Origin of the sequence: Streptomyces sp. NPDC096324, assembly GCF_044763015.1 — a bacterium.
Classification (GTDB): Bacteria; Actinomycetota; Actinomycetes; order Streptomycetales; family Streptomycetaceae; genus Streptomyces.
This window is the reverse complement of record NZ_JBIWFK010000011.1, coordinates 68,243-90,568: the sequence shown is the minus strand read 5'-3', so window position 1 is coordinate 90,568 and position 22,326 is coordinate 68,243. Positions and strand designations below refer to the sequence as shown.

General features: G+C 70.7%; 17 protein-coding genes. 6 read left to right on the top strand and 11 right to left on the bottom strand.

The window, feature by feature from the left end; genetic code table 11:
* Nucleotides 1-148: 148 nt before the first annotated feature.
* Nucleotides 149-1,753, bottom strand: coding sequence for a DUF4192 domain-containing protein (locus ACIQ7M_RS28920; RefSeq protein WP_403650189.1), 1,605 nt, complete (start codon nt 1,751-1,753; stop codon nt 149-151).
* Here ACIQ7M_RS28920 and ACIQ7M_RS28915 point away from each other — a divergent pair.
* The 3 genes from ACIQ7M_RS28915 (at nt 1,664) to ACIQ7M_RS28905 (ending at nt 5,360) form a co-directional block, all read left to right on the top strand.
* Nucleotides 1,664-1,861 carry a hypothetical protein gene (locus tag ACIQ7M_RS28915; protein WP_403650213.1) on the top strand — a complete coding sequence of 66 codons (198 nt, stop codon included), beginning with the start codon at nt 1,664-1,666 and terminating at the stop codon, nt 1,859-1,861. The two genes, ACIQ7M_RS28920 and ACIQ7M_RS28915, sit on opposite strands and share 90 nt — an antisense overlap.
* 444 nt (nt 1,862-2,305) lie before the next feature.
* Nucleotides 2,306-4,510 carry a RecQ family ATP-dependent DNA helicase gene (locus tag ACIQ7M_RS28910; protein ID WP_403649872.1) on the top strand — a complete coding sequence of 735 codons (2,205 nt, stop codon included), beginning with the start codon at nt 2,306-2,308 and terminating at the stop codon, nt 4,508-4,510.
* A 223-nt stretch (nt 4,511-4,733) separates the two neighbouring features.
* Nucleotides 4,734-5,360, top strand: a complete 627-nt coding sequence (locus ACIQ7M_RS28905) for a hypothetical protein (RefSeq protein WP_355763170.1) — start codon at nt 4,734-4,736, stop codon at nt 5,358-5,360.
* 535 nt (nt 5,361-5,895) lie between these two features.
* Here the strand turns inward: ACIQ7M_RS28905 and ACIQ7M_RS28900 are convergent.
* From ACIQ7M_RS28900 to ACIQ7M_RS28890, 3 genes are all read right to left on the bottom strand, one after another.
* Entirely contained in the window at nt 5,896-6,522 is a 627-nt protein-coding gene (locus ACIQ7M_RS28900) for a hypothetical protein (protein ID WP_355763173.1), read from the bottom strand.
* Between the two features lie 68 nt (nt 6,523-6,590).
* Nucleotides 6,591-7,292, bottom strand: coding sequence for a ribonuclease HII (locus ACIQ7M_RS28895; protein WP_389841119.1), 702 nt, complete (start codon nt 7,290-7,292; stop codon nt 6,591-6,593).
* 235 nt (nt 7,293-7,527) lie between these two features.
* Nucleotides 7,528-8,151, bottom strand: coding sequence for a TetR/AcrR family transcriptional regulator (locus tag ACIQ7M_RS28890; RefSeq protein WP_355763179.1), 624 nt, complete (start codon nt 8,149-8,151; stop codon nt 7,528-7,530).
* A gap of 189 nt (nt 8,152-8,340) precedes the next feature.
* On the opposite strand from ACIQ7M_RS28890, the gene ACIQ7M_RS28885 reads away from it, so the two are divergent.
* Nucleotides 8,341-9,891 carry an MFS transporter gene (locus tag ACIQ7M_RS28885; RefSeq protein WP_403650186.1) on the top strand — a complete coding sequence of 517 codons (1,551 nt, stop codon included), beginning with the start codon at nt 8,341-8,343 and terminating at the stop codon, nt 9,889-9,891.
* A gap of 262 nt (nt 9,892-10,153) precedes the next feature.
* On the opposite strand, the gene ACIQ7M_RS28880 is transcribed toward ACIQ7M_RS28885, so the two are convergent.
* The 4 genes from ACIQ7M_RS28880 to ACIQ7M_RS28865 all read right to left on the bottom strand — a co-directional run bounded on the left by ACIQ7M_RS28880 (nt 10,154) and on the right by ACIQ7M_RS28865 (nt 15,004).
* Nucleotides 10,154-11,632 carry a DUF4153 domain-containing protein gene (locus tag ACIQ7M_RS28880; protein WP_403650182.1) on the bottom strand — a complete coding sequence of 493 codons (1,479 nt, stop codon included), beginning with the start codon at nt 11,630-11,632 and terminating at the stop codon, nt 10,154-10,156.
* A gap of 1,036 nt (nt 11,633-12,668) precedes the next feature.
* On the bottom strand, nt 12,669-13,598 hold the full coding sequence (locus tag ACIQ7M_RS28875) for an ADP-ribosylglycohydrolase family protein (RefSeq protein ID WP_355763185.1): 930 nt from the start codon (nt 13,596-13,598) through the stop codon (nt 12,669-12,671).
* On the bottom strand, nt 13,588-14,271 hold the full coding sequence (locus ACIQ7M_RS28870) for a histidine phosphatase family protein (protein ID WP_355763188.1): 684 nt from the start codon (nt 14,269-14,271) through the stop codon (nt 13,588-13,590). Before ACIQ7M_RS28870 ends, ACIQ7M_RS28875 begins: the two co-directional genes overlap by 11 nt.
* 127 nt (nt 14,272-14,398) lie before the next feature.
* Nucleotides 14,399-15,004, bottom strand: a complete 606-nt coding sequence (locus tag ACIQ7M_RS28865) for a YdbC family protein (RefSeq protein ID WP_403649865.1) — start codon at nt 15,002-15,004, stop codon at nt 14,399-14,401.
* A 154-nt stretch (nt 15,005-15,158) separates the two neighbouring features.
* Here ACIQ7M_RS28865 and ACIQ7M_RS28860 point away from each other — a divergent pair, with 154 nt between their 5' ends.
* On the top strand, nt 15,159-15,692 hold the full coding sequence (locus ACIQ7M_RS28860) for a TerD family protein (RefSeq protein WP_355763193.1): 534 nt from the start codon (nt 15,159-15,161) through the stop codon (nt 15,690-15,692).
* An 84-nt stretch (nt 15,693-15,776) separates the two neighbouring features.
* On the opposite strand, the gene ACIQ7M_RS28855 is transcribed toward ACIQ7M_RS28860, so the two are convergent.
* From ACIQ7M_RS28855 to nrdR, 3 genes are all read right to left on the bottom strand, one after another.
* Complete coding sequence (locus ACIQ7M_RS28855; protein ID WP_403649861.1) at nt 15,777-16,457, bottom strand: DUF6215 domain-containing protein; 681 nt, start codon at nt 16,455-16,457, stop codon at nt 15,777-15,779.
* A 266-nt stretch (nt 16,458-16,723) separates the two neighbouring features.
* Nucleotides 16,724-19,621 carry a vitamin B12-dependent ribonucleotide reductase gene (locus tag ACIQ7M_RS28850; RefSeq protein ID WP_355763199.1) on the bottom strand — a complete coding sequence of 966 codons (2,898 nt, stop codon included), beginning with the start codon at nt 19,619-19,621 and terminating at the stop codon, nt 16,724-16,726.
* A 162-nt stretch (nt 19,622-19,783) separates the two neighbouring features.
* Nucleotides 19,784-20,335 carry a transcriptional regulator NrdR gene (gene nrdR, locus ACIQ7M_RS28845; protein WP_403649857.1) on the bottom strand — a complete coding sequence of 184 codons (552 nt, stop codon included), beginning with the start codon at nt 20,333-20,335 and terminating at the stop codon, nt 19,784-19,786.
* A 519-nt stretch (nt 20,336-20,854) separates the two neighbouring features.
* Between nrdR and lexA the strand changes: the two genes are divergently transcribed.
* A complete protein-coding gene (lexA, locus tag ACIQ7M_RS28840) occupies nt 20,855-21,631 on the top strand; it encodes a transcriptional repressor LexA (RefSeq protein ID WP_355763205.1) in 777 nt (258 codons plus the stop codon).
* Nucleotides 21,632-22,326: the final 695 nt, after the last annotated feature.

Here is a 22,326-nt window from a genome sequence, read left to right as displayed (position 1 = left end):
GGTCCCACCCCGAAATGGTCCGGCCAGTCCTCTGCCGAGAAAGCCAGGCTGTCCTCCGCAGACGACTGGACTGGCCGGGCTGTCTATGGCGGAGAAGTCCGGCCCGTCCTTGTCCCGGCCCTCTCCCGCCGTGCTGCACCTCGGTCGCTCACGCGTCCTCCCCTGTACCGCGCCGCTCGCTGTTCTCCCGCCCTCGCCGCCGGCCGTCCGCCCGGTCCACCGCTCGCCGCGACCGGTCCCCGCCCCGTGAGACATCGCCCGTCGGGCGGCCCCCCTGGGGATACGAGGTCCCGGGGCCGCGCCGACTCGGTCGACTGCCGCCGATCGGCGCTGACCGAGGCCGACGGCGACGCGACGCGGCAGGCGTCGAGAGCGAGGTGCCCATCGAGGTGGTCGGCCTCGTGGGCCGGTCGGCGGGCGCGTGGGAACCGGGCGGTGTCGGGCCGACGACCGGCGGCGGTGTGCCGGAGTCGACCGGGCGTTCCGAGTCGGTCGGTTGTTCCGTGTCGACCGGCCGACCCGCCTCGGTCGACCCCTCCATGCCGTTCGGCCGTTCCGCCTCGTTCGGATCGCTGTCCGCGCGCTCCGCGCGGAGACAGCGGCGGACCGATTCCGGATCCAGGCCCTCATTGCAGGCCTGGTGGAGCAGGCGGGCGAACAGGTACTCGGGATCGGCGCCGAGTGCCATGGCGAGCGCTTCCCGCGCCTCCAGTTCGTCGCCCATGGACCAGGCGACCCATCCAGCGAGTGTGAGGGGTGCTGCCGCGTGCTCGCGGTAGGGGCCGACACAGCGACGGGCCAGGGCCCGCCACAGGCGCAGCGCCGGGGCGGCCTCGTCGCCCTCCATCCATTGGGCGGCGCGGTCGCGGGTCGTGCGGTCCTGGAGGCCGAGGATCAGTGTGGCGGCCTCGTCGTTCTCCAGGAGTCCGTCGTCGCGCAGATCGGACGGGCGCGTACCCGACACGGGAAGGGCCGCGGCGAACCGGTCCCTGATCCGCCGGGCCATGGTGAGGGTTTCCTCGGCCACCTCGGCCCGGCTGTCATCCATGAGGATCCTCGGTACGAGGGCGATGCTGGCCGTGTCGAGCGCGACCTCCTGCCCCAGCGCGGCGGTGGACTCCCAGGGATGGAACCTGGCTGTCAGGTCCTTCAGTGATCCGCGCACCTGAAGGCCCGCGTACGTCGCGGCGGCGGCGAGGACGGACGTGCCCGGCAGCCCCATCGCCGTACCTTCCGGCGGGCAGCATCCCTGCCCCGGGCATGTGTAGGTCCAGAAGCGCCCGTCGGAGATGCAGAGTGCCTCGATCACCGGAACGTCGAGACGTCCGCAGGCCGTCCGCAACAGCTGTGCGAGCGGGCGCAGACGTTCCATGACGTCCCGGCCCGATTCACCTCGCCCGGGTTCCTGGCACAGGTACGCCACCATGCTCCCGGGGCGGGTGCCTCGTCGCTCGCTCCCCTTCACCAGTCCCTGTGCGAGCTGGTCGGAGGCGGCCGGCCAGTCCTCCGCGTGAGCCGGGATGCCGAGCCGGGCCCGGCCGCCGAAGCGGCCCCGTCGCTCCCGGTCGTGCAGGGCGACCAGCACGATGCTGTCGTCGGGGCGGTATCCGAGGAGATAGGGCAGCGCGTCGGCCAGCTCCGCCGGGGTGCGGAGAGTCACCTGATGCTCTCCGCCCGGCAGGCCCATGCCGCCCGCGTGGTGCCCGCCGCGGACACGCTCCGCGTCGGCGCCGTGGAGCAGCCCGCCAGGAATGGCCGTTCCGCCGTGGACCACCGGGCCGAGCTGACGAACCGGCCGGACCCGGCCCGCGCACCCGGGCGGAGCGGCTGGACCGGCTGGACCCGCTGGACCGTCGCCTGACCGGCCGCCCGCCGCGTCCAACCCGTCGCAGGAGCGGCCGTCCGAACCGTCCGCCCTATTGCGGGAGCGGCCGTCCAAACCTTCCAGGCCTTCGTCGGAGAGGCCGTCCAGAATTTCCAGCCCGTCGTCGGGCCGGCCGCCCGGATCGTTCGACGCGTCGCCGCCGTCCCCGCCTCGGCCGCCCGGCCCGCTCCAGTCACCCTCGCCGCCTGCGCCACCGGATCGGTCGTGCCCGGGGTTCCAGCCGCGTCCACCGACCGCGCTGATGTTCTTGTCGCCGGACGTGCCGGTCGATTCGTCGTGATTCGTCATGCGGTGACCATCTCGCAGATCGCAAGATTCCGGTTGAGGCTGTGGATAACCGTCGCCATGATCACAACAGAAGTTGTCCACAGCTCGACGTCTCGTTCGCGCATTGTCGGACCCATCCGGTTGCATGGAGCCATGACCAACGCAGACCCGCGACCCACAGCCCCCGACAACGCTCACGACACCTCCCGCGAAGAACTCCGGGCAACCGCCGACACCGTCCTGGCCCGCCTGGTCGGCGCGCCGGCGGGCGAGGCTCGGCTTCGCGAGGACCAGTGGCGCGCCATCGAGGCGCTGGTGGCCGACAAGCGCAGAGCGCTGGTGGTGCAGCGCACCGGCTGGGGCAAGTCCGCGGTGTACTTCGTCGCGACGGCGCTGCTGCGCGAGATGGGCGCGGGGCCCACGGTGATCGTCTCGCCGCTTCTCGCCTTGATGCGCAACCAGGTGGAGGCGGCGGCCCGCGCCGGAATCCGCGCGCGGACGATCAACTCCTCCAACACGGAGGAGTGGGAGACGATTCAGGCCGAGGTGGCGTCGAGCGAGGTCGACGTCCTCCTCGTGAGTCCGGAACGACTGAACAATCCCGACTTCCGCGACCAGGTACTGCCCAAGCTGGCCGCGGCCACCGGACTGCTGGTGGTGGACGAGGCGCACTGCATCTCCGACTGGGGCCATGATTTCCGGCCGGACTACCGGCGCCTGCGCACCATGCTCGCCGACCTCCCGCCCGACACCCCGGTGCTGGCCACCACCGCGACGGCCAACGCGCGCGTGACGGCCGATGTGGCCGAGCAGCTCGGCACCGGCGTGAGCACCGACGCGCTGGTGCTGCGCGGCCCCCTGGACCGGGAGAGCCTGAGCCTCGGCGTGCTGCGGCTGCCGGACGCCGCGCACCGGATGGCCTGGCTCGCCGAGCATCTGAACGACCTGCCGGGCTCGGGAATCATCTACACGCTGACCGTGGCCGCGGCCGAGGAGGTCACCGCGTTCCTGCGCCAGAGCGGCTACACCGTCGCCTCGTACACCGGGAAGACGGAGAACGCCGACCGCCAACAGGCCGAGGAGGACCTGCTCGCCAACCGCGTCAAGGCACTGGTCGCCACGTCGGCGCTGGGCATGGGCTTCGACAAGCCCGACCTCGGCTTCGTGGTGCACCTGGGTTCGCCCTCCTCTCCGATCGCCTACTACCAACAGGTGGGACGCGCGGGCCGCGGGGTGGAGCACGCCGAAGTGCTGCTTCTGCCGGGGAAGGAGGACCAGGCGATCTGGGAGTACTTCGCCTCGATCGCCTTCCCCCCGGAGGAGCAGGTGCGGCGCACTCTGGACGTCCTGGCCCGGGCCGAGCGCCCGCTCTCCCTGCCCGCGCTGGAACCGCTGGTCGAGCTGCGCAGGTCCCGGCTGGAGACCATGCTCAAGGTGCTCGACGTGGACGGGGCCGTGCACCGGGTCAAGGGCGGCTGGATCTCCACCGGGATGCCCTGGACGTACGACACCGAGCGCTACGCCTGGGTCGCCAAGCAGCGGGCGACGGAGCAGCAGGCGATGCGGGACTACGTGTCGACGACCGGATGCCGCATGGAGTTCCTCCGGCTGCAGCTCGACGACGAGGGCGCCGCGCCGTGCGGGCGCTGCGACAACTGCTCCGGCGGGCGGTTCCAGGAGTCCGTGTCCGCTGCCGCGCTGGACGCGGCGAACGGCGAGCTGGACCGTGCGGGCGTCGAGGTCGAACCCCGGAAGATGTGGCCGACCGGGCTGGCGGCGGTCGGTGTCGATCTGAAGGGCCGCATCCCGGCCGGCGAACTGGCCGCTCCGGGGCGTGCCCTGGGACGGCTCTCCGACATCGGCTGGGGAAACCGACTGCGGCCGATGCTCGCCCCGCAGGCCCCGGACGGGCCCGTTCCGGACGATGTGGCCCAGGCCGTGGTCGGCGTCCTGGCCGACTGGGCGAAGGGCCCTGGTGGCTGGGCCTCCGGGCAGCCCGACGCGATGCCGCGCCCGGTCGGCGTGGTGACCATCGCCTCGCGCTCGCGGCCGCAACTGATCAATTCGCTCGGCGCGCGGATCGCGGAGATCGGCCGGCTGCCGCTCCTGGGGTCCGTGGAGTACGTCGGCGAGGCGGCCCAGATCTCCCGCAGCAACAGCGCTCAGCGGCTCAAGGCACTGGACGGGTCACTGACCGTGCCGCCGCGGCTGGCCGAAGTCCTGAGAGAAACGGAGGGTCCGGTACTGCTGGTGGACGATGCCACGGACACGGGCTGGACGCTGGCGGTGGCATCGCGGATGCTTCGCAGAGCGGGTGCCCAGGCAGTGTTGCCGCTGGTCCTCGCCGTACAGGCGTGACTCGCGTGTCGCCATTCGAAACACCGGGCAGGTATATAGGACGCTAATCGCCCGAAAACGGTCGGTGGCCCCAATTGCTCGTTGCCGCATCCCAGTTCGACAGGAAGAATTGAGCTCCGCTCCCCGCACGGTTTGCCCGTGGTCCGGTAGGGCTCTGCTGCGGCGTGCCATCCCCCAAGTCCGACCCCGCCCGCTGTCCGGGCACGTAGCCGAAGGGAGGACCGTGACCTTCGGATTCGCTCCGTCCTCGGCGGCAACCATGTCTCCCGACCTGTCCGCCGCTTCCACCAATCCACTGACCCGCATGCTGGAACCCGCCGAATGGGCCTCGGCCGGAATTCCGCTTCTGCGCGATCCCCGTGAGGTCGTGAGCGGCCTTCACGCCCGGCACCGGCCCAGACCGTCGACCGCGGTCGTCGCGGTGCTCGACCAGGACGAGCGGCTGATGGCGAGCGCCTCCTTCACCCGGCGTTCGGCACCCGCAGACGGCTGGATGTTCCGCAACGCGCTGCTCGCGCAGCTTCGCCGGGTCATCCCGCACGACCTGCGGCGCCGCACTCCCGCGCGCACGGCCGTCCTCATGTACTGCCGGGACGGCGACGCGCGCTGGACGGAGGAGGACGGGGCCTGGATGTGGGGACTGCGCGATGCCTGCACGCTCCACGGACTGCGGTGCGGCGCGTACATCACGCTGACACGTGACGGCTGGCAGGTCCTCGGCGAGGGCCGCGGCGGACGCCGCCCCAATTCGGAGTCGGCGCCGGAGTTCTACGTGGGTGAGGTGATGCCGCCGCTGCCCCGCACAGGAGGCGTCGCCTCCGAGGTGATGCGCCGGGCGGCCGCCCGCTGAGAGGCGGGTCCGTCACGGCCGTGGCCCGCCCCGGGGAAGGCGGGCCGCGCACGCTCGGCCGGGCGAACCGCAGGGCCGTACCACCCGCACCACCCGCGCACCGGTGCGGCGCGAACGCGCGGCCTGATGCGGAGCGCGCTCACGCTCGGCGACCAAGAGGGCATACGCCGAACACCCCAACACCTGCCCTGCCACCGACAGGGCGCGGGCCGAACGGAGCGATGCGGTACACGCGGGGTGACCGTGCCATGCCGGGCGCTGCACCCGAGCAGGCGCGGGCGGTGAAGCGGGAAGGCACACGTGCGGAGCGGTCGGACTCCGTGCCGTGACATCAGTCGGGAGCCGAACAGATCCGCCGGATCCGAGGGTTCGGAGCGGACTCGACGCGTGCGGGTACGCCGAAGGGACCGCCGTGCAAGGGTTCGGGGCGGACTCGACGCGTGCGGGTACGCCGAAGGGACCGCCGTGCAGGTGCCGCCGTGGCGGCACCCTCAGCGTCCCGCCGGGCGCGTTCCGGACCGGGTCCGGAACGCGCTCAGACGCCTGCGGCCAGGACCGAGTTGATCTGCTGCGGGTCACCGCAGACGATCAGCAGGGCACCGGCCCGGCCGAGGGCCAGGGGCAGGGCGGTCGCGGCGACCTCGCCGGAACCACCGTTGACCGCGACCACGACCACGGGACGGGAAGCGGCGCGGCGCGCGGCAGCGGCGTCGGCGTAGAAGACGTCGTCGCCGGCGTCGTGCTGCGCCCAGTAGGCGGCCTCACCGAAGGAGAGTTCGTGCACGGCCCACGGGTGCGGATCGCCGGTGGTGATCACCAGCACCTCACCGGGGGCGCGGCCCGACTCCAGCAGCAGGTCGACGGCTTCTTCCGCGGCGTCCAGCGCACCGTCGGCCGAGGCCGGGACGAGCTGGATCTGCGGGGTGCCGGCCGCGGGTGCGGCCGGCTTGGCGGACGGCCCCGGTGCGGCCACGACCGGCTCGCGCGGGGTGCGTTGGGCCGGCATCGGCCGGACGGGACCCGGGCGGCCGGGACGCGGCGGGGCCGCGGGACGGGGACCGGGTACAGGGCGAGGGGTCGGCGCGGTTCGGCCACTGGCCGGACTGACGCGGGGACCCTGGGCACTCTCGTGAATCTGAGGCTCCTCGGGAAGGAGAGGCATGAGCTGATATCTATCAAACGCCGGTGCGACTCACCCCGGCGGGTGGCACATGAGTGCGAACGGAGTCGTCAGAAGTCGAAGCCGAGCTGGCCTTCGATCTCCGGAACGCTTCCGTCCGTCGAACTGCGGGCCTTCTTGAGGTGCCGCCACTGGGGCAGCGCATCAAGATACGCCCACGACAGCCGGTGGTACGGGGTGGGCCCCCGCTCCTCCAGCGCGGCTTTGTGGACCGGCGACGGATACCCGGCGTTGGCCGCAAAGCCGAAGTCTGCATGGTCGATGCCCAGTTCGGCCATCATTTTGTCGCGCTGCACCTTGGCGATCACCGAGGCCGCCGCGACGGCGACGCAGGACTGGTCACCCTTGATCACCGTACGGACCTTCCAGGGAGCACCGAGATAGTCGTGCTTCCCGTCGAGGATGACCGCGTCGGGGCGGACCGGCAAGGCATCCAGCGCGCGTACGGCCGCGAGGCGCAGCGCCGCCGTCATGCCGAGTCGGTCGATCTCGTCCGGGGAGGCGTGCCCGAGGGCGTACGCCGTCACCCATTTCTCCAACTCCACGGCGAGCGCGGTCCGGCGCTTGACGGTCAGGAGCTTGGAGTCGGTGAGGCCTTCGGGCGGGCGGCGCAGTCCGGTGACGGCGGCGCAGACGGTGACAGGGCCGGCCCAGGCACCGCGCCCCACCTCGTCGACACCGGCTATGACCTTCGCTCCGGTCGTGGCGCGGAGGGAGCGCTCGACGGTATGAGTGGGGGGTTCGTACGGCATGGCGCCCTCAGACTACGCCGCCCGGAGCCCCGCGCGACACCCAGGCCCCCGGGCCGCCGGAAAGCCCGCCTCGGAACCGGCGGAGCCGGCCCGCACACCGGCGGAACCGACCCGCACCCGCCGGTCAGCCCAGCCACAGCGTGCGGGCCGGCCGGTCCGCACGGACGGTTCGACGACCCCGCGCACACTGGTCGGCCGACAGGACCAAGCCGATCGGACGACCCGCACAACCGGATCAGCCCACCCGTACACACAGCAGCGGGACCATCATCTGGTCGATCATCTCCTGGAGATCCAGCTCGCTCCATTCGCTCGCGCACACCTTGGCGCGGTACATCATCATCGCCGGGACGGCGTCGAAGACGTACGAGTTCGCGGCCTCGGGACGCACCTCACCCCGTTCGATACCGCGCTGAACGACCTCGCGGAGCAGATGCAGCGTGGGCTCGACGACCCTGCCACGGATCACCAGATTGAAGCGCTCGGCCTGCCGTACATCGCATTCGTGAAGCACCGAGCGAAGCGCGATTCCCGGCGGCGAGAACATCGCCTCGCGCACCCGTCGGCACACCTGCAGCAGATCCTCCCGGACACTGCCGAGGTCGGGAACTCGCGTCAGGTCGGGCAGTCCGGCCTGGAGGGCATCCGCGACCAGGTCCACCTTCGAGGGCCACCGGCGGTAGACCGCGGCCTTGCCGGTCTGCGCCCCGGCGGCCACCCCCTCCATGGTGAGGCCGTTCCAGCCGACCGCGCCGAGCTGTTCCAGGGCGGCTTCCAGGATCGCGCGCTCGAGCACGGCGCCGCGACGGCGCGAGGGGGGCGCCTGAGCGGGGGCGGCCGTCCAACGCGAAGTAACCATCAGAGTGTCTCCGTCGTACAGGGGAGCGGTATTCAGGGAGGTTCGGGCTTTCGGACGAGGGGTGCGCGACCGGATCGTCCACGTCGGGCAGTGGCTTCAGTGAACGCTTGCGTTCACTGACGGGGAGTCACTACCGTTGACGCGCAAGTGAACGCTCGCGTTCACTAACTCACTTGTGGGGGAAGCATGGTGACAACCTCTCAGTTGACTAAGGACGGCAAGCCAGGTGCGGCACGCCGGGAGGGACATCCCGGCATCGCGCTCACCGTCATCGCGGCCTGCCAACTCATGGTGGTACTCGACGCGACGATTGTGAACATCGCACTCCCGCACATTCAAGACGCACTCGACTTCAGTACGACAGACCTGACATGGGTGGTCAGTTCGTACACCCTCACCTTCGGCGGCCTGCTGCTTCTCGGCGCACGAGCCGGCGACATCCTCGGCCGGCGCCGGGTCTTCATGACCGGCATCCTGCTGTTCACCTTCGCCTCACTGCTCGGCGGACTCGCCCAGGAGCCCTGGCAGTTGCTGGCGGCGCGGGCCCTGCAGGGCATGGGGGGCGCGATCGCCTCCCCGACGTCGCTGGCCCTGATCACGACGACCTTCCCCGAAGGCCCGGAACGGAACCGGGCCTTCGCCGTCTTCGCGACGGTATCGGCCGGTGGCGGCGCCATCGGCCTGCTCGCCGGAGGCATGCTCACGGAGTGGCTCGACTGGCGATGGGTCCTGTTCGTCAACGTGCCCATCGGCATCCTGATCGCCGTTCTCGCGCCGATGTACATCAACGAGTCCCAGCGCCACCCGGGACGCTTCGACGTCGCGGGCGCGCTCACCTCGACGGCGGGCATGGCCTCCCTGGTCTACGGCTTCATCCGCGCGGCGGAGAACGGCTGGCGGGACGGTCTCACGATCGGGTCGTTCGGCGCGGCCGCGGCGCTGTTGCTGGCCTTCGGGATCATCGAGACGCGGGCGAAGGAACCCATCACCCCGTTGAGGATGTTCGCCGACCGGAACCGATCGGGCACTTATCTGATCATGCTGAGCCTCGCCGCCGCGATGTTCGGCATGTTCTTCTACATCGTGCTCTTCGTGCAGAACGTGCTGGGGTACACGCCGATCTCGGCAGGTGTGGCCTTCCTGCCGGTGACGGTCGCGATCGCGGTCGGCGCGGGTCTTTCGCAGCGCTTCCTGCCGGTGCTCGGCCCCAAGCCGTTCATGGTCACCGGCTCGTCGCTCGTCGCCCTCGGGCTCGGCTGGCTGACCTTCATCAGCCCCGACGACTCGTACGCCGGTGGAGTGCTCGGACCGATGCTGCTGTTCGGCTTCGGCATGGGCCTGAACTTCGTGACGCTGACGGTGACCGCCGTCTCCGGCGTCGCCCAGCACGAGGCGGGTGCGGCCTCCGGTCTGCTCAACGTCACGCAGCAGGTGGGCGGTTCGCTCGGCCTCTCCATCCTCACCACGGTCTTCGGCTCGGCCAGCCGGGACGAGGCGCAGAAGCAGATGCCGAAGTTCCTGGCCGACGGCTCGGCCGAGCAGAAGGCGGCATTCGCCAAGACCCACCAACTGCCTGCCCCTTGGGGCCATGACGTACTCGCCCACGGCATCTCGACCGCCTTCGTGCCGGCGGTGGGCATGGCCGTGGTCGCCCTGGCCACCGCCGCACTGGTGATCAGGGTCCGCAAGAGCGACATGGAGGCTCTCGCCGGTACGGCGGAACCGGCGGCGGCGGGCTGAGGGCACGCGCCGGTACGGCGGGAGACCTGCCGTGGGCTCAGGGCGCTCTCGCCGGTACGACGGGAGACCCGCCCCGGACGGGGAGCAGAACCGCGGAGGGCCGGGTCGTGGTCCGGGTCATGAAGACCCTGTTGCGACCACGGTCCGGCCGTCCGAGGTCAGACCGTCCGCGATACGGAGCCGGTGGCGCCGGTAGTGCCAGTGACGCCGGTAGCGCCGATGACACTGAGAACCGGCCCCGTCGAGGGTCGGCCGAAGGCCGTCAGCGGTACTCGGGGACCTCCGTCAGCGAGTTGCACACGGCCTCGTCGACGGACGCGGCGGGCGGGCGCTCGCGAAGGATGTCCCGGGCTCGGGCCTCACCCCAACTGGTCGCGTACCAGGGTGTGTCGTCCTCGCCCAGATCGTCGGCGATCGCTCTCAGCACGCAGGACCGCGTCGGCTCCTTGAGCTTGTCGAGGGCCGGTACGGCGTCGGCCGACAGATCGCGGGCGTACAGGATGTCGAACTTGCCCGTGTCCTCGTACCGCTGGACGTTGCTCTCGGCGATCAGGCTGTCCGGCGACATCAGCCCGAACGCGAGGACGCCGACCGCCGCACTGGCCGCGACGGCGCGGGGCAGCCAGCGGGCCCCCCACACACCGGCCGCCATGATGAGCACGATGACCAGGCCCAGCCACAACTCCCCGGCCAGCACCGAGATCCTCAGCCGCGTCAGCCCATAAGCCTCCACATACATGTCCATACGTCGCACAGCGGATGCCACGACAACGAGCGCCAGCGCGCAGAGAGTTCCCAGCACACCCCGCACCAGCTTCCGGTCGCCGGCGCCGTCCCGCGGGGCCCAGCGCAGCGCGAACACCACGACGAGCAGGGTCAGCAGCGTGACGAACAGGAGCTGCCAGAAGCCCTGGCGCGCGTACTCCGCGTACGACAGGTCGGTCTTCTCCAGCACGGCGTCGTAGCCACCGAAGAGGACGACGAGCTGAACCGCGTTGAAGGCAGCGAAGAGCACCGTGAGCACGATCAGCGGGAGCGCCCACTCGACACGGTTGCGCGGGCGTCCGGGGCGCACCACGACGCGGTCCAGTCGCACCGGCGCGGCAGCCGTGTGGGCCACGGCCAGCGCCACGACCAGGCCCGACAGCAGGAGCACCACGCGCACGGGTCCGCCGGTGACCGAGGTGTCCGGTACCAGGTCGCTGAGCAGATCGGCGAAAGCGGCGTCGGCTCCGGCGAACAAGGCGCCGAAGACCAGCAGCAGGACCGCGCTCACCACGAACGCGCGCAGGCCGACGCCGACCCCGCGGCGGGCGCCGCCGAATCGTTCCCGCAGCCCGCGCCAGCCCCAGGTGATGCCGGTGATCACCGAGTTCATCACGCCGATGGGGCCGAGCAGGATCGCCGGCCAGGTGCGGCCGCCGTTCAGCGCGAGCGAGCCGAGCCCGATCGCCGCCGTGACGGCCAGGAACGACGGCCAGTCCGCGTCCCGCAGGGCCGGCACGGCCAGCAGGCCGATGCCGCCGATACCCCAGACCAGGCTCCACGCGCGCGGGCGTCGACTCGCGGCCCGGCCGGCGAAGTACGCGGCGAGTGCCGCGGGGATCGCGACCAGCAGGAGGTTGATCCCGAGACCGCCGTCGAGGAGCAGCATGCTCAGCACGCCGGTCGCGAGCACGGCCCACAGCGTGGGTGTGCGCACCGGGGCGGGCGACGTGACCCACAGTTCCGGCGACCACACGTCGGGGGCGGCCGAGGGGCCCGGCCTGCCTGTCCTCGCCCGCGACGGCCTGGTGGCCTGGTGCCGCACCCCGCCGACGGTCCCGGCACCGACGGCCCCGGCCGCCCGCTCGGACGAGGGCTTGGCCCCGGGCCCGTGCGCGGCATCGGCCACCTTGCCATCCTCGGGGGCACCAGGCCCTTCCGGACCGTCCACCCCCCGAGGCTCCTCCTCGTCCTCAGGCGCATCCGCACCCTCGGACCCATCCGCACCCTCGGACCCATCCGCGCCCGAGGACTCAACCGCACCCTCGGACTCAACCGCACCCTTCGACCCACCAGCACCCCCGGGCTCGTCCGCGCCCCCCGACGCGTCCGAATCCGTGGAGTCCGTGAGCTCCGGTGCCTCCGTGAGCCGCGACTCGGCTCCCGGAATCTCCTCGCCGGCCTCCGGTCTCTTCCTCTGCGCCGATGCCCCGTCTCCGGGCTCGGGCGTGGACGGTATGTCGGACAAGGGATCCCCTCCCAGCCGGTCACCGGGCAGCCCGGATCACGCCGCTGGGGCGGAGAGGCTGTCAGCCGGTGTTTCGTCGGCACACGCCCGCCATGATCAACGGGCGGCGTGGCGCACAGGGTATCCAGGGGTAATGCGGCTCACCACGGTGCTGAGGGGCTGTAGCAAGCCTGTGACAGAGCCCGACGCCCGTCCGGTGCCCGCCATGCCCGCCTGGCCCGGGTCCTCCCCGGGCCGCCCCGGAGCCCGCCGTACGCGGCGTCCAGCGGCGTCCAAAGGCCTCCGCGAGACCTCCCGGCCGCATCCGGGAAGCCCGGACAAATCTCCCGAGGCTCCGAGCGCCCGCCGTGCACCCGCCATACGCCCCGACAGGCGGCCGACGGCACACTCGCCCCGCAAGCCTCTCGTCCGCGATCACACGGCCGCCGTACGCTCGACACACAGCCGACCGCAAACCCCGCCGCACGCCCGAAACCGCTCCCGGCCGGCCACTCTCCGGCGATCACTGCCAAATACGCGGGAACGCCGCCGCCCGGAACGCGCCCTACACTCCGCCCGCTCTATCCCCCGACACGACTTCTGGTAGCCACTCCGGCAGTGCCTCCGTCGCTTCCAGCCATGCCCCGGGGGGCGCGCCGGCCTTTCCGGAGGCGATGACGCCGCCGACGATGGAGCAGTTCGTGTCCACGTCACCGCCGACCTGGGCGGTGGCCCAGAAACCCTCCTCGTAGTCGCCCAGGGCGCGGGCCGCGGACCAGAGGGCGAAGGGCACGGTGTCGTGTGCCGACGTACGCCGGCCACAGCCCAGGACGGCGGCCACGGTCGCGGCGTCCCCGTAGTCGAGCATGTCGCGGGCGCGCCTCAGCCCGGCGCCCACGGCGCTTCGCGGTACGAGCGCGATGACGCCGTCCAGCAGGGCCTCGGCGCTGGGCGGGCCCGCCGGGTCGGCGGCCAGGGCCGCGGCCGCGGCGACGGCCATCGCGCCGACCACGGCCTCGCGGTGCTGGTGCGTCGGATAGGCGGAGATCTCCGCCTGGTGGGTCGCCTGCTCCGGGTCGTCCGCGTACCAGGCGCCCAGAGGAGCGATCCGCATCGCGGCGCCGTTGCCCCAGGAGCCCTGGCCCTTGAAGAGCGCCGACGCGAGCTCGCGCCAGTCTCCGCCCTCCCGAACCAGCCGCAGCAGCCGGTTGACCGCTGGTCCGTAGCCGCGGTCGAAGTCGTGGTGGTCGGCGAAGGAGTGGGCCAGCGCGTCCTGGTCGACGCGGTGGTGTGTGGCCAGGACGGCGACCACGGAACAGGCCATCTCGGTGTCGTCGGTCCACTGCCAGGGGCGGGGCGGCAGTTCTCGGCGCTTGAGCAGGGGGTAGTTCGCGGGCACGAAGAACTGCGAGCCCAGCGCGTCTCCCACCGCGAGTCCGCGCAGGCTGGCGAGGGCGCGCTCGAAGCGCCCGTCGGGAGAGGTGTCAGCGATCATCGCCCTGCCACTCTATCCGGTGGCTCCGAACGACTTCCGGATCGCGCCACTGCTCGAAGGGACGGTCGAGGGTGTACCGGCCGTCCTCCCCCAGAACGAGCATCCTCACCTCCGCGTTCCCCGGGTTGGAGAGCGACTCGAACTCGGCGACCGTCCAGTGGAACCAGCGCATGCAGAACAGCCGCATGGCCAGGCCGTGGGTCACCAGGAGCACGTTGGTCGGGTGGTCGGGGGCCTCGAAGCTGCGGTACAGGCTCTCCAGGAAGCCGCCGACCCGGTCGTACACGTCGGCGCCGGACTCGCCTTGCGCGAACCGGTAGAAAAAGTGCCCGTACGCGTCGCGATAGGCCTTCTGGAGGCGTACGTCGTCACGGTCCTGCCAGTTGCCCCAGTCCTGCTCGCGCAGGCGAGGCTCCTCCCGCACCCGTACGAGCTCGGGGTCGAGGTGAAAGGCGCGGAAGGTCTCGTGGGTACGGCGATAGGGGGAGACGTAAACGCTTACGCGTTCCCTTCCGAAGAGCTCGCGCAGCCGCTTGCCGGTGTCCTCCGCCTGCTGCCACCCTGTCTCCGTGAGCGCCAGTGCGTGGTCGGGCTCGCGTTCGTAGACGGTGTCATCGGCATTGCCCACCGACTCGCCGTGCCGGACAAGGACGATGCGCCGTGGTCGTGCCATGCCAAAACCCTAGATCGTGCCGGCTCTGTTCGAGCGGTCGTACGGTCACATAAGGCGCAGGTCACACCGTTCCGGCAGCACAGGTCACACTCTCCCGCACATCAGTTCGCCCGATGGGAGGGTGCCGTCAGACGATCCAGCCGGGTTCGAGCTGTACGACATCTCCCGCGAGGGCGGCTATGTCGGCCTCGAGCTGGGCGCGCAGAGCCAGTCGCTCCAGCCGCTCGGTGCGGTATTTTCCGTGCTCGGCGGCCGACTGCCACATGGACAGGACCAGGAACTCACTGCCGGGCGCCTCGCCGAACATGCCCCGGATCATGCCGGGCGAACCGGCCATCGCGGGGTTCCAGACCTTCTCCTGCATCAGGGCGAAGTGTTCCGCGCGCTCCTCGTGGACACGGCAGTGCGCGACCCGGACCACGTCGGAGTCCGTGAAGCGCGGCTCGAAGCCCGTCTTCACGTCGAAGCGGTAGTCGAACAGCTTGACCTGGGAGTCCTTGAACTTGCCGGACTGCGACGCGGCGAGCCGGTCGTGGGACCGGGCCATGAAGGAGTCGTAGAAGGCGCGGCTCTCCCAGAACGAGAAGATGTGCGCGACACCGGTGCGCCCCGCACTCCACCCTCCCCCCTGTCCCCGGAATCCCGGCTCCCCCAGAAGCCCCGCCCACTTTCGCTGCCCCCGTTCGAAACCGCGGCGGTCGACCACGGTGCAGCGAATCCACTTGACCAGCACCGCGCCATCGTAAGGCCCCGGAACGTGGCGCCGGTCACGCTCTGCCGGAGTGGATCCGGGCGCGCGCCCCGGCGTGCGTGGCACGATGGACAACCGGCCCCACTCTCAGGGGAGTTGGACCGGTGACTGTTGAGGAACGGGGAGGGGACATCCGGTGAACGGTCTCAACAAGGGGATCCGCAAGGCCGAGTTGGCAATCTCGTGGGATCCGAGCCCCATAGGCGAGCCCGCGACCGATCTCGACATCGTGGCGGCGACGTATCTGGCGTCCGCGCCGAACGGCAACCCGGACTACGTGGTGTATTTCGGCAGCCGTTCGCCGGACGGCACGATCTATCTGAACCGCGACAGCAAGGACGGCAAGGGCTTCGGCTGGGACGAGGTCATGACCCTCGAACTCGACCGCCTCGACAGCCGTTACGCACGCGTGGTCGTCGGTGTCCTCATCCAGCAGCGCACCGAGGCACGGACCTTCGTCGGCGTCCTGAACCCCGCCTTCCGTCTGCGCGAGGGCTACACCGTCCTGACCCAGGGCGACTTCGGCGACGTACTGGGGTCGACGGCCGCGACCATCGGGGAGTTCGTGCGCGACCACACCGGTGAATGGACGTTCCACGCGGGCATCCACGGCTTCGACACCGACCCGGCGACCTTCGCGAGGGTCATGGGCAGCCCACAGGAGGCGTGAGGCACAGCCCAGCGTCCTCCTCCTGGCCGCGCTGTGCCGGCCGTCGGTCCCGGACCCGCCCAGGGCCCGTCCGACGGCGGGTGTTCAGCCGCTCTTCCAGCCCGGGACCGTCGGCAGCACCAGCTCGGCGACGCGGAACAGCGCCGCGTCGTCGGGCGCCACGTCGTCCTGGCGCCAGACGGAGATCTCGAACGAACCGCCGCCCCCCTTGGCGTCCTTGGCGACCAGCAGGCTGCGGGCGACGCCGCCGGGGCCGCTCTCGGCCTTGCCCGAACCGAAGCTGAGGGCGATCGTCCGGTCCGAGTAGAGGACCGCCGGGTGGCCGAGGATCTGCCTCGGTTCCGCCTTCGGCAGCAGATCCAGGCCCTGGGCGACGGAGAGCCGGTCGTCCGAGGCCGACAGTTTCACGGAGTACGTCTTCAGCGTGACGTTCGCTTCAGGGCTGGCGATCTTGGTGCCGCCGTCGAGGGTGATCATGCTGTCGTCGCCGTCGGCCGTCTGCGCGTGCTCGTCGGGCGTCCCGAGCAGGGCCGGCAGGTCCGCGCGGTTGAGCGCCTGGCAGAGCTGCTCACCGGAGACGCGCTTCGACGGCGGGGCGCCGAGCCGGTCGGAGCACCTGGCCGGGTCGTCGGCGCCGTTGCTGTCCGGCAGGACCCGCGAAAGCCCCCAAATGCCCCCCATCACGCCCGCGACCAGCACCACCGCCGCGACGGCCTGAACCCCCACGTTCAGGCCTGTTCTCGATCCGGCCACCTTGTCGGCCATGTCCCCCGCCCTCCCCTGCGCGCTCCGTGCGCGCGGAGGGAGACTAGCCGTTGATCGTTTCGCGGGAAAGGCGAATTTCTCAGGGCTCGCCTCAGCACCCGCCTCCGGACTCGGCGGCGGCCGCCGGGAACGCCGAGGGCGGTGGAGCCGACTGCTCGCTCCACCGCCCTGATCAGCCTTTCACGCCCGGCGGGCGCCCGGTGTCAGCCGCGACCGTTCGCCGAACCGGCGCCCGGTGTCGGCCGCGACCGCCCGTCCGTCCGGCGTCAGCTGCAACCGCTCGTCGAACCGCAGCCCTCGCAGATGTAGCAGGAGCCGGCCCGCTGCATCTTCGTACCGCAGGAGAAGCAGAGCGGGGCGTCGGCCTGGATGCCGAGCTGCATCTCCACCAGCTCGGCGCTGGTGCGGACCTGCTTGGGGGCGGACTCGGCCACGACCGCCTCGACCTTGGGGGCGGCGACGGCCTTCAGCTCCTGCGCCAGGGGCGCGGACTGGGCCAGGCCCTCGACGTCGAGCTCGTCCTCGGAGGGCTCGTAGGAACCCGTCTCCAGGTGACGCTGACGCTCCTCGGCGGAGTGGATGCCGAGCGCGGAGCGCGTCTCGAAGGGCAGGAAGTCCAGCGCCAGGCGGCGGAAGATGTAGTCGACGATCGACTGCGCCATCCGCACGTCCGGGTCGTCCGTCATACCGGCCGGCTCGAAGCGCATGTTCGTGAACTTCGAGACGTACGTCTCCAGCGGCACGCCGTACTGCAGACCCACCGAGACGGCGATCGAGAAGGCGTCCATCATGCCCGCGAGGGTCGAACCCTGCTTCGACATCTTGAGGAAGACCTCGCCGAGACCGTCGTCGGGGTAGGAGTTGGCGGTCATGTAACCCTCGGCGCCACCGACCGTGAAGGAGGTGGTGATGCCGGGACGGCCCTTGGGCAGACGCTTGCGGACCGGGCGGTACTCGACGACCTTCTCGACCGCGGTACGGATGGTGTCCTCGGCCTTGGCCGTGACCTCGGCCTTCTCCTTCTCCTTGGTCTTGGCGGAGAGGGGCTGGCCGACCTTGCAGTTGTCGCGGTAGATCGCGAGCGCCTTGACGCCCATCTTCCACGCCTCGAAGTAGACCTCTTCGACGTCCTCGACGGTCGCCGTCTCCGGCAGGTTGACCGTCTTGGAGAGCGCGCCGGAGATCCACGGCTGGATCGCGGCCATCATGCGGACGTGGCCCATCGCGGAGATGGAGCGCTCGCCCATGGCGCAGTCGAACACCTCGTAGTGCTCGTGCTTGAGACCGGGGGCGTCGATCACATTGCCGTTCTCGGCGATGTGGGCGACGACCGCCTCGATCTGCTCCTCCTGGTAGCCCAGGCGGCGCAGGGCCTGCGGCACGGTGCCGTTGACGATCTGCATCGAGCCGCCGCCGACGAGCTTCTTGAACTTGACCAGCGCGAGGTCGGGCTCGAGGCCGGTGGTGTCGCAGGACATCGCGAGACCGATGGTGCCGGTCGGCGCGATGACGGAGGCCTGCGCGTTGCGGAAGCCGTTCTTCTCGCCGAGGCGGATCACGTCCTGCCAGGCCTCCGTGGCGGCGGCCCAGATCGGGGTGTCCAGGTCGTCCACGCGGACGGCCGAGGTGTTGGCGTCGGCGTGCTGCTTCATGACGCGCTGGTGCGGCTGCGCGTTGCGGGCGTAGCCGTCGTACGGGCCGACGACCGCGGCGAGCTCGGCGGAACGCTTGTACGACCTACCGGTCATCAGGGAGGTGATGGCGCCGGCGAGCGCGCGGCCGCCGTCGGAGTCGTACGCGTGGCCGGTCGCCATCAGCAGGGCGCCGAGGTTGGCGTAGCCGATGCCGAGCTGGCGGAAGGCGCGGGTGTTCTCGCCGATCTTCTCGGTCGGGAAGTCGGCGAAGCAGATGGAGATGTCCATCGCGGTGATGACCAGCTCGACGACCTGGGCGAAGCGCTCGACGTCGAAGGACTGGTGGCCCTTGCCGTCGTCCTTCAGGAACTTCATCAGGTTCAGCGAGGCGAGGTTGCAGGACGTGTTGTCCAGGTGCATGTACTCGCTGCACGGGTTCGAGCCGTTGATACGACCGGACTCCGGGCACGTGTGCCAGTGGTTGATCGTGTCGTCGTACTGGATGCCCGGGTCGGCGCAGGCCCACGCGGCCTCGGCCATCTTGCGGAAGAGCGACTTGGCGTCGACCTTCTCGATGACCTCTCCGGTCATGCGCGAGGTGAGGCCGAACGTTCCGCCTTGCTCGACCGCCTTCATGAACGTGTCGTTCACGCGGACCGAGTTGTTGGCGTTCTGGTACTGGACGGACGTGATGTCGTCGCCGCCCAGGTCCATGTCGAAGCCCGCGTCGCGCAGGGCGCGGATCTTCTCCTCTTCCTTGACCTTGGTCTGGATGAAGTCCTCGATGTCGGGGTGGTCGACGTCCAGGATGACCATCTTGGCCGCGCGGCGGGTGGCGCCGCCCGACTTGATCGTTCCCGCGGAGGCGTCGGCACCACGCATGAAGGAGACGGGACCCGAGGCGTTGCCGCCCGAGGAGAGGAGCTCCTTGGAGGAGCGGATGCGGGAGAGGTTCAGGCCGGCGCCGGAGCCGCCCTTGAAGATCATGCCCTCTTCCTTGTACCAGTCGAGGATCGACTCCATGGAGTCGTCGACGGCCAGGATGAAGCAGGCGGAGACCTGCTGGGGCTGGGGGGTCCCGACGTTGAACCAGACGGGGCTGTTGAAGCTGAAGATCTGGTGCAGGAGGGCGTACGCCAGCTCGTGCTCGAAGATCTCGGCGTCGGCGGGCGAGGCGAAGTACTTGAAGTCCTCGCCGGCCTTCCGGTACGTCTTCACGATGCGGTCGATGAGCTGCTTGAGGCTCACCTCGCGCTGCGGGGTGCCGACGGCACCGCGGAAGTACTTGCTGGTGACGATGTTGACCGCGTTCACCGACCAGAAGCCGGGGAACTCGACGCCACGCTGCTCGAAGTTGACCGAGCCGTCGCGCCAGTTGGTCATGACGACGTCACGGCGCTCCCACTCCACCTCGTCGTACGGGTGCACGCCGGGGGTGGTGTGAATGCGCTCGATGCGCAGTCCCTTGCTGGCCTTGGCTCCGCTCTTCGCGCGGGAACCTCGTGCCGGACCGCTCGCCGTCTCTGTCATGCCGCCTCCCTGTAACAGGCTAAAACGCGCTCAAGTGCCGCGAACTTCCCGTGGCACGGTGTGTGTCTGATGCAGCGCGCGCCGCGGGTACGGCCGTGCGCTGCAAGTCTGTGGTCGCCGCCCGCGGGCGGGCCCGGACACCCTGAGGGGTCCGGTCCGCGGTCAGTCGGCGGCGGTGGCGGGCACGGGAACCTCAGCGGTTCCGCCCGGCCGGTGATCGGTCTCCTGGCACACCACGTCCGGGACGTCGTCGTCCTCGGCGGGGCGCTGATTCACCTGCCTGAGTTCCGCGATGGCGGCTTCGAAGTCGTCGAGCGAATCGAAGGCCCGGTACACGGACGCGAACCTCATGTAGGCCACGAGGTCGAGTTCCTGCAAGGGTCCGAGTATGGCCAGTCCCACGTCGTGGGTGGTCAGCTCGGCGCTTCCGGTGGCTCGCACGGCTTCTTCGACCCGCTGGCCGAGCTGCGCCAGCGCGTCCTCGGTGACAGGCCGTCCCTGGCACGCCTTGCGCACGCCGTTGATGACCTTGATGCGGCTGAAGGGCTCGGTCACACCGGAGCGCTTCACCACCATCAGGGAGCACGTCTCCACGGTCGTGAAACGACGGGAGCAGTCGGGGCACTGGCGGCGCCTGCGGATCGACGTGCCGTCGTCGGTCGTACGACTGTCGACGACGCGGCTGTCCGGGTGCCTGCAGAAGGGGCAGTGCATGGCTCCAACCCTCCTTCACAGCGCGACTCAGGAACCTCGCGGGACCTCACGGGCCCCTCGAAGCAGCCTCAAGCATAGGCGATGCCAGAGGGTCGGGAGACCCGGGGGACCACAACTTCTGGGACGCCTCCGCAATCCAACCACTAGATGTGGGGATCAGCCCGTGAAACCGCCCACGCCGCGCGTGTCGTACACGTAAGGGCACGTGCCGCACAGGCATACCCATCCCGGACACACGGGGATAGCGTGGTCGACGCACGGAAAAGGGGCCGGTTCCCGGCCGGTCGGCCATCGGATGGCAGACTGGACGACGGCCCAGGCCGGCCGGCGCGGCCGCCGCCTCCGGCGCTGAAGGGTACAGCAATGGACCTTTTTGTCCGCCAGGTAGGTCGACGGCCATACACCTAGACACATGCTCACGTCAGGCAATTCGCGGTTTTTCACTCGAACGTGTGTTTGGCGCAACCTTTCGAAAGCTACTACCGTTGTCCAGCAGGGAGACCATCGAGAGGGGCCGACGTGACCACGACCGCAGACAGCGCCACCATCACCGCCCAGGACCGCTCCCAGGGCCGACTCGAGCCGGTGCATGTGATGAACGAAGCCGCGAATCATGAGGGGCCAAAGCGCTCCCTGCCTGGACGACCTCCAGGCATCCGGGCCGACAGCTCGGGACTCACGGACCGGCAGCGCCGGGTGATCGAGGTGATCCGGGACTCCGTGCAGCGGCGCGGGTACCCGCCGTCGATGCGGGAGATCGGGCAGGCCGTCGGCCTGTCCAGCACGTCCTCCGTCGCGCACCAGCTCATGGCGCTGGAGCGCAAGGGCTTCCTGCGGCGGGACCCGCACCGCCCGCGCGCGTACGAGGTGCGGGGGTCCGACCAGTCTTCCGTGCAGCCGACGGACACGGCGGGCAAGCCGGCCGCGTCGTACGTGCCGCTCGTCGGCCGTATCGCCGCCGGTGGCCCGATCCTCGCCGAGGAGTCGGTCGAGGACGTCTTCCCTCTCCCCCGCCAGCTCGTGGGTGACGGGGAGCTGTTCGTCCTGAAGGTCGTCGGTGACTCGATGATCGAGGCCGCCATCTGCGACGGGGACTGGGTGACGGTCCGCCGCCAGCCGGTCGCCGAGAACGGCGACATCGTCGCCGCGATGCTGGAGGGCGAGGCCACGGTGAAGCGCTTCAAGCGCGAGGACGGCCACGTGTGGCTGCTGCCGCACAACTCCGCGTACCAGCCGATCCCGGGCGACGAGGCGACCATCCTCGGAAAGGTCGTCGCCGTGCTGCGCCGGGTGTGACACCGCGACGGGCGGTCCACCGCCCCCGCCCCTGACCGGGCCCCGGAACCAACTGCGCCGGTTCCGGGGCCCTGCGTGTTCTGGCCGCGGGCCTTGAGCGAGCGTGACCGGTCCGGGACCGCCGGGTGAACGCCGGGGCCCGGGCGGCCGGGCAGCACCGGGGTTCCGGGCGGCCCGGCGAGCACCGGAAGCCCGGATGTCCAGGCGGACGCCGTGGTCCGGAACCGCCAAGCACCGGGTCCCGGACAGCCCGGCAAGCACCCCGGCTCCCGACGGCGCCCGCCGAGCAACCCCGCCTCCCGAAGCGCCCGGCGAGCACCCCGAGTCCCGGACCGCTGGGCAGAAGCACGGGGTGTCGGACCGCCGGCCCGATACCCGGGTTTCCCACGCGCCAGGTACCACCCGATGTGGCTCAGCACGTCGCGCGCACGGCGGTGGTTCCGGGGCCTCGGGCAGACACCCCGGATTATCCGAGCATCGGGCAAGCACCCTGTGGGGTCCGGGGCATCGGGCGGACCGTGGTGATTCTGGGGTGCCGGTCAGGCGCCCGGGGGGCCGTGGTGTCGTCTGGCTTGGCTTCGGGGCCGGGCTACGTGTTCTCCGGTTCCGGCGGCGCGTCGCCGGGGCTTTGTGCTCTCCGGCTCCGCCGACGCATCGGCGGAGCTGTGTGTTCTCCGGTTCCGCCGATGTGTCCG

Coding starts and splice junctions, on each gene's coding strand:
- ACIQ7M_RS28915 (WP_403650213.1), top strand. CDS start 1,664: ATGCTCTCCGCCCGGCAGGCCCATGCCGCCCGCGTGGTGCCCGCCGCG.
- ACIQ7M_RS28910 (WP_403649872.1), top strand. CDS start 2,306: ATGACCAACGCAGACCCGCGACCCACAGCCCCCGACAACGCTCACGAC.
- ACIQ7M_RS28900 (WP_355763173.1), bottom strand. CDS start 6,522: ATGCCTCTCCTTCCCGAGGAGCCTCAGATTCACGAGAGTGCCCAGGGT.
- ACIQ7M_RS28895 (WP_389841119.1), bottom strand. CDS start 7,292: ATGCCGTACGAACCCCCCACTCATACCGTCGAGCGCTCCCTCCGCGCC.
- ACIQ7M_RS28890 (WP_355763179.1), bottom strand. CDS start 8,151: ATGGTTACTTCGCGTTGGACGGCCGCCCCCGCTCAGGCGCCCCCCTCG.
- ACIQ7M_RS28875 (WP_355763185.1), bottom strand. CDS start 13,598: ATGATCGCTGACACCTCTCCCGACGGGCGCTTCGAGCGCGCCCTCGCC.
- ACIQ7M_RS28870 (WP_355763188.1), bottom strand. CDS start 14,271: ATGGCACGACCACGGCGCATCGTCCTTGTCCGGCACGGCGAGTCGGTG.
- ACIQ7M_RS28855 (WP_403649861.1), bottom strand. CDS start 16,457: ATGGCCGACAAGGTGGCCGGATCGAGAACAGGCCTGAACGTGGGGGTT.
- ACIQ7M_RS28850 (WP_355763199.1), bottom strand. CDS start 19,621: ATGACAGAGACGGCGAGCGGTCCGGCACGAGGTTCCCGCGCGAAGAGC.
- nrdR (WP_403649857.1), bottom strand. CDS start 20,335: ATGCACTGCCCCTTCTGCAGGCACCCGGACAGCCGCGTCGTCGACAGT.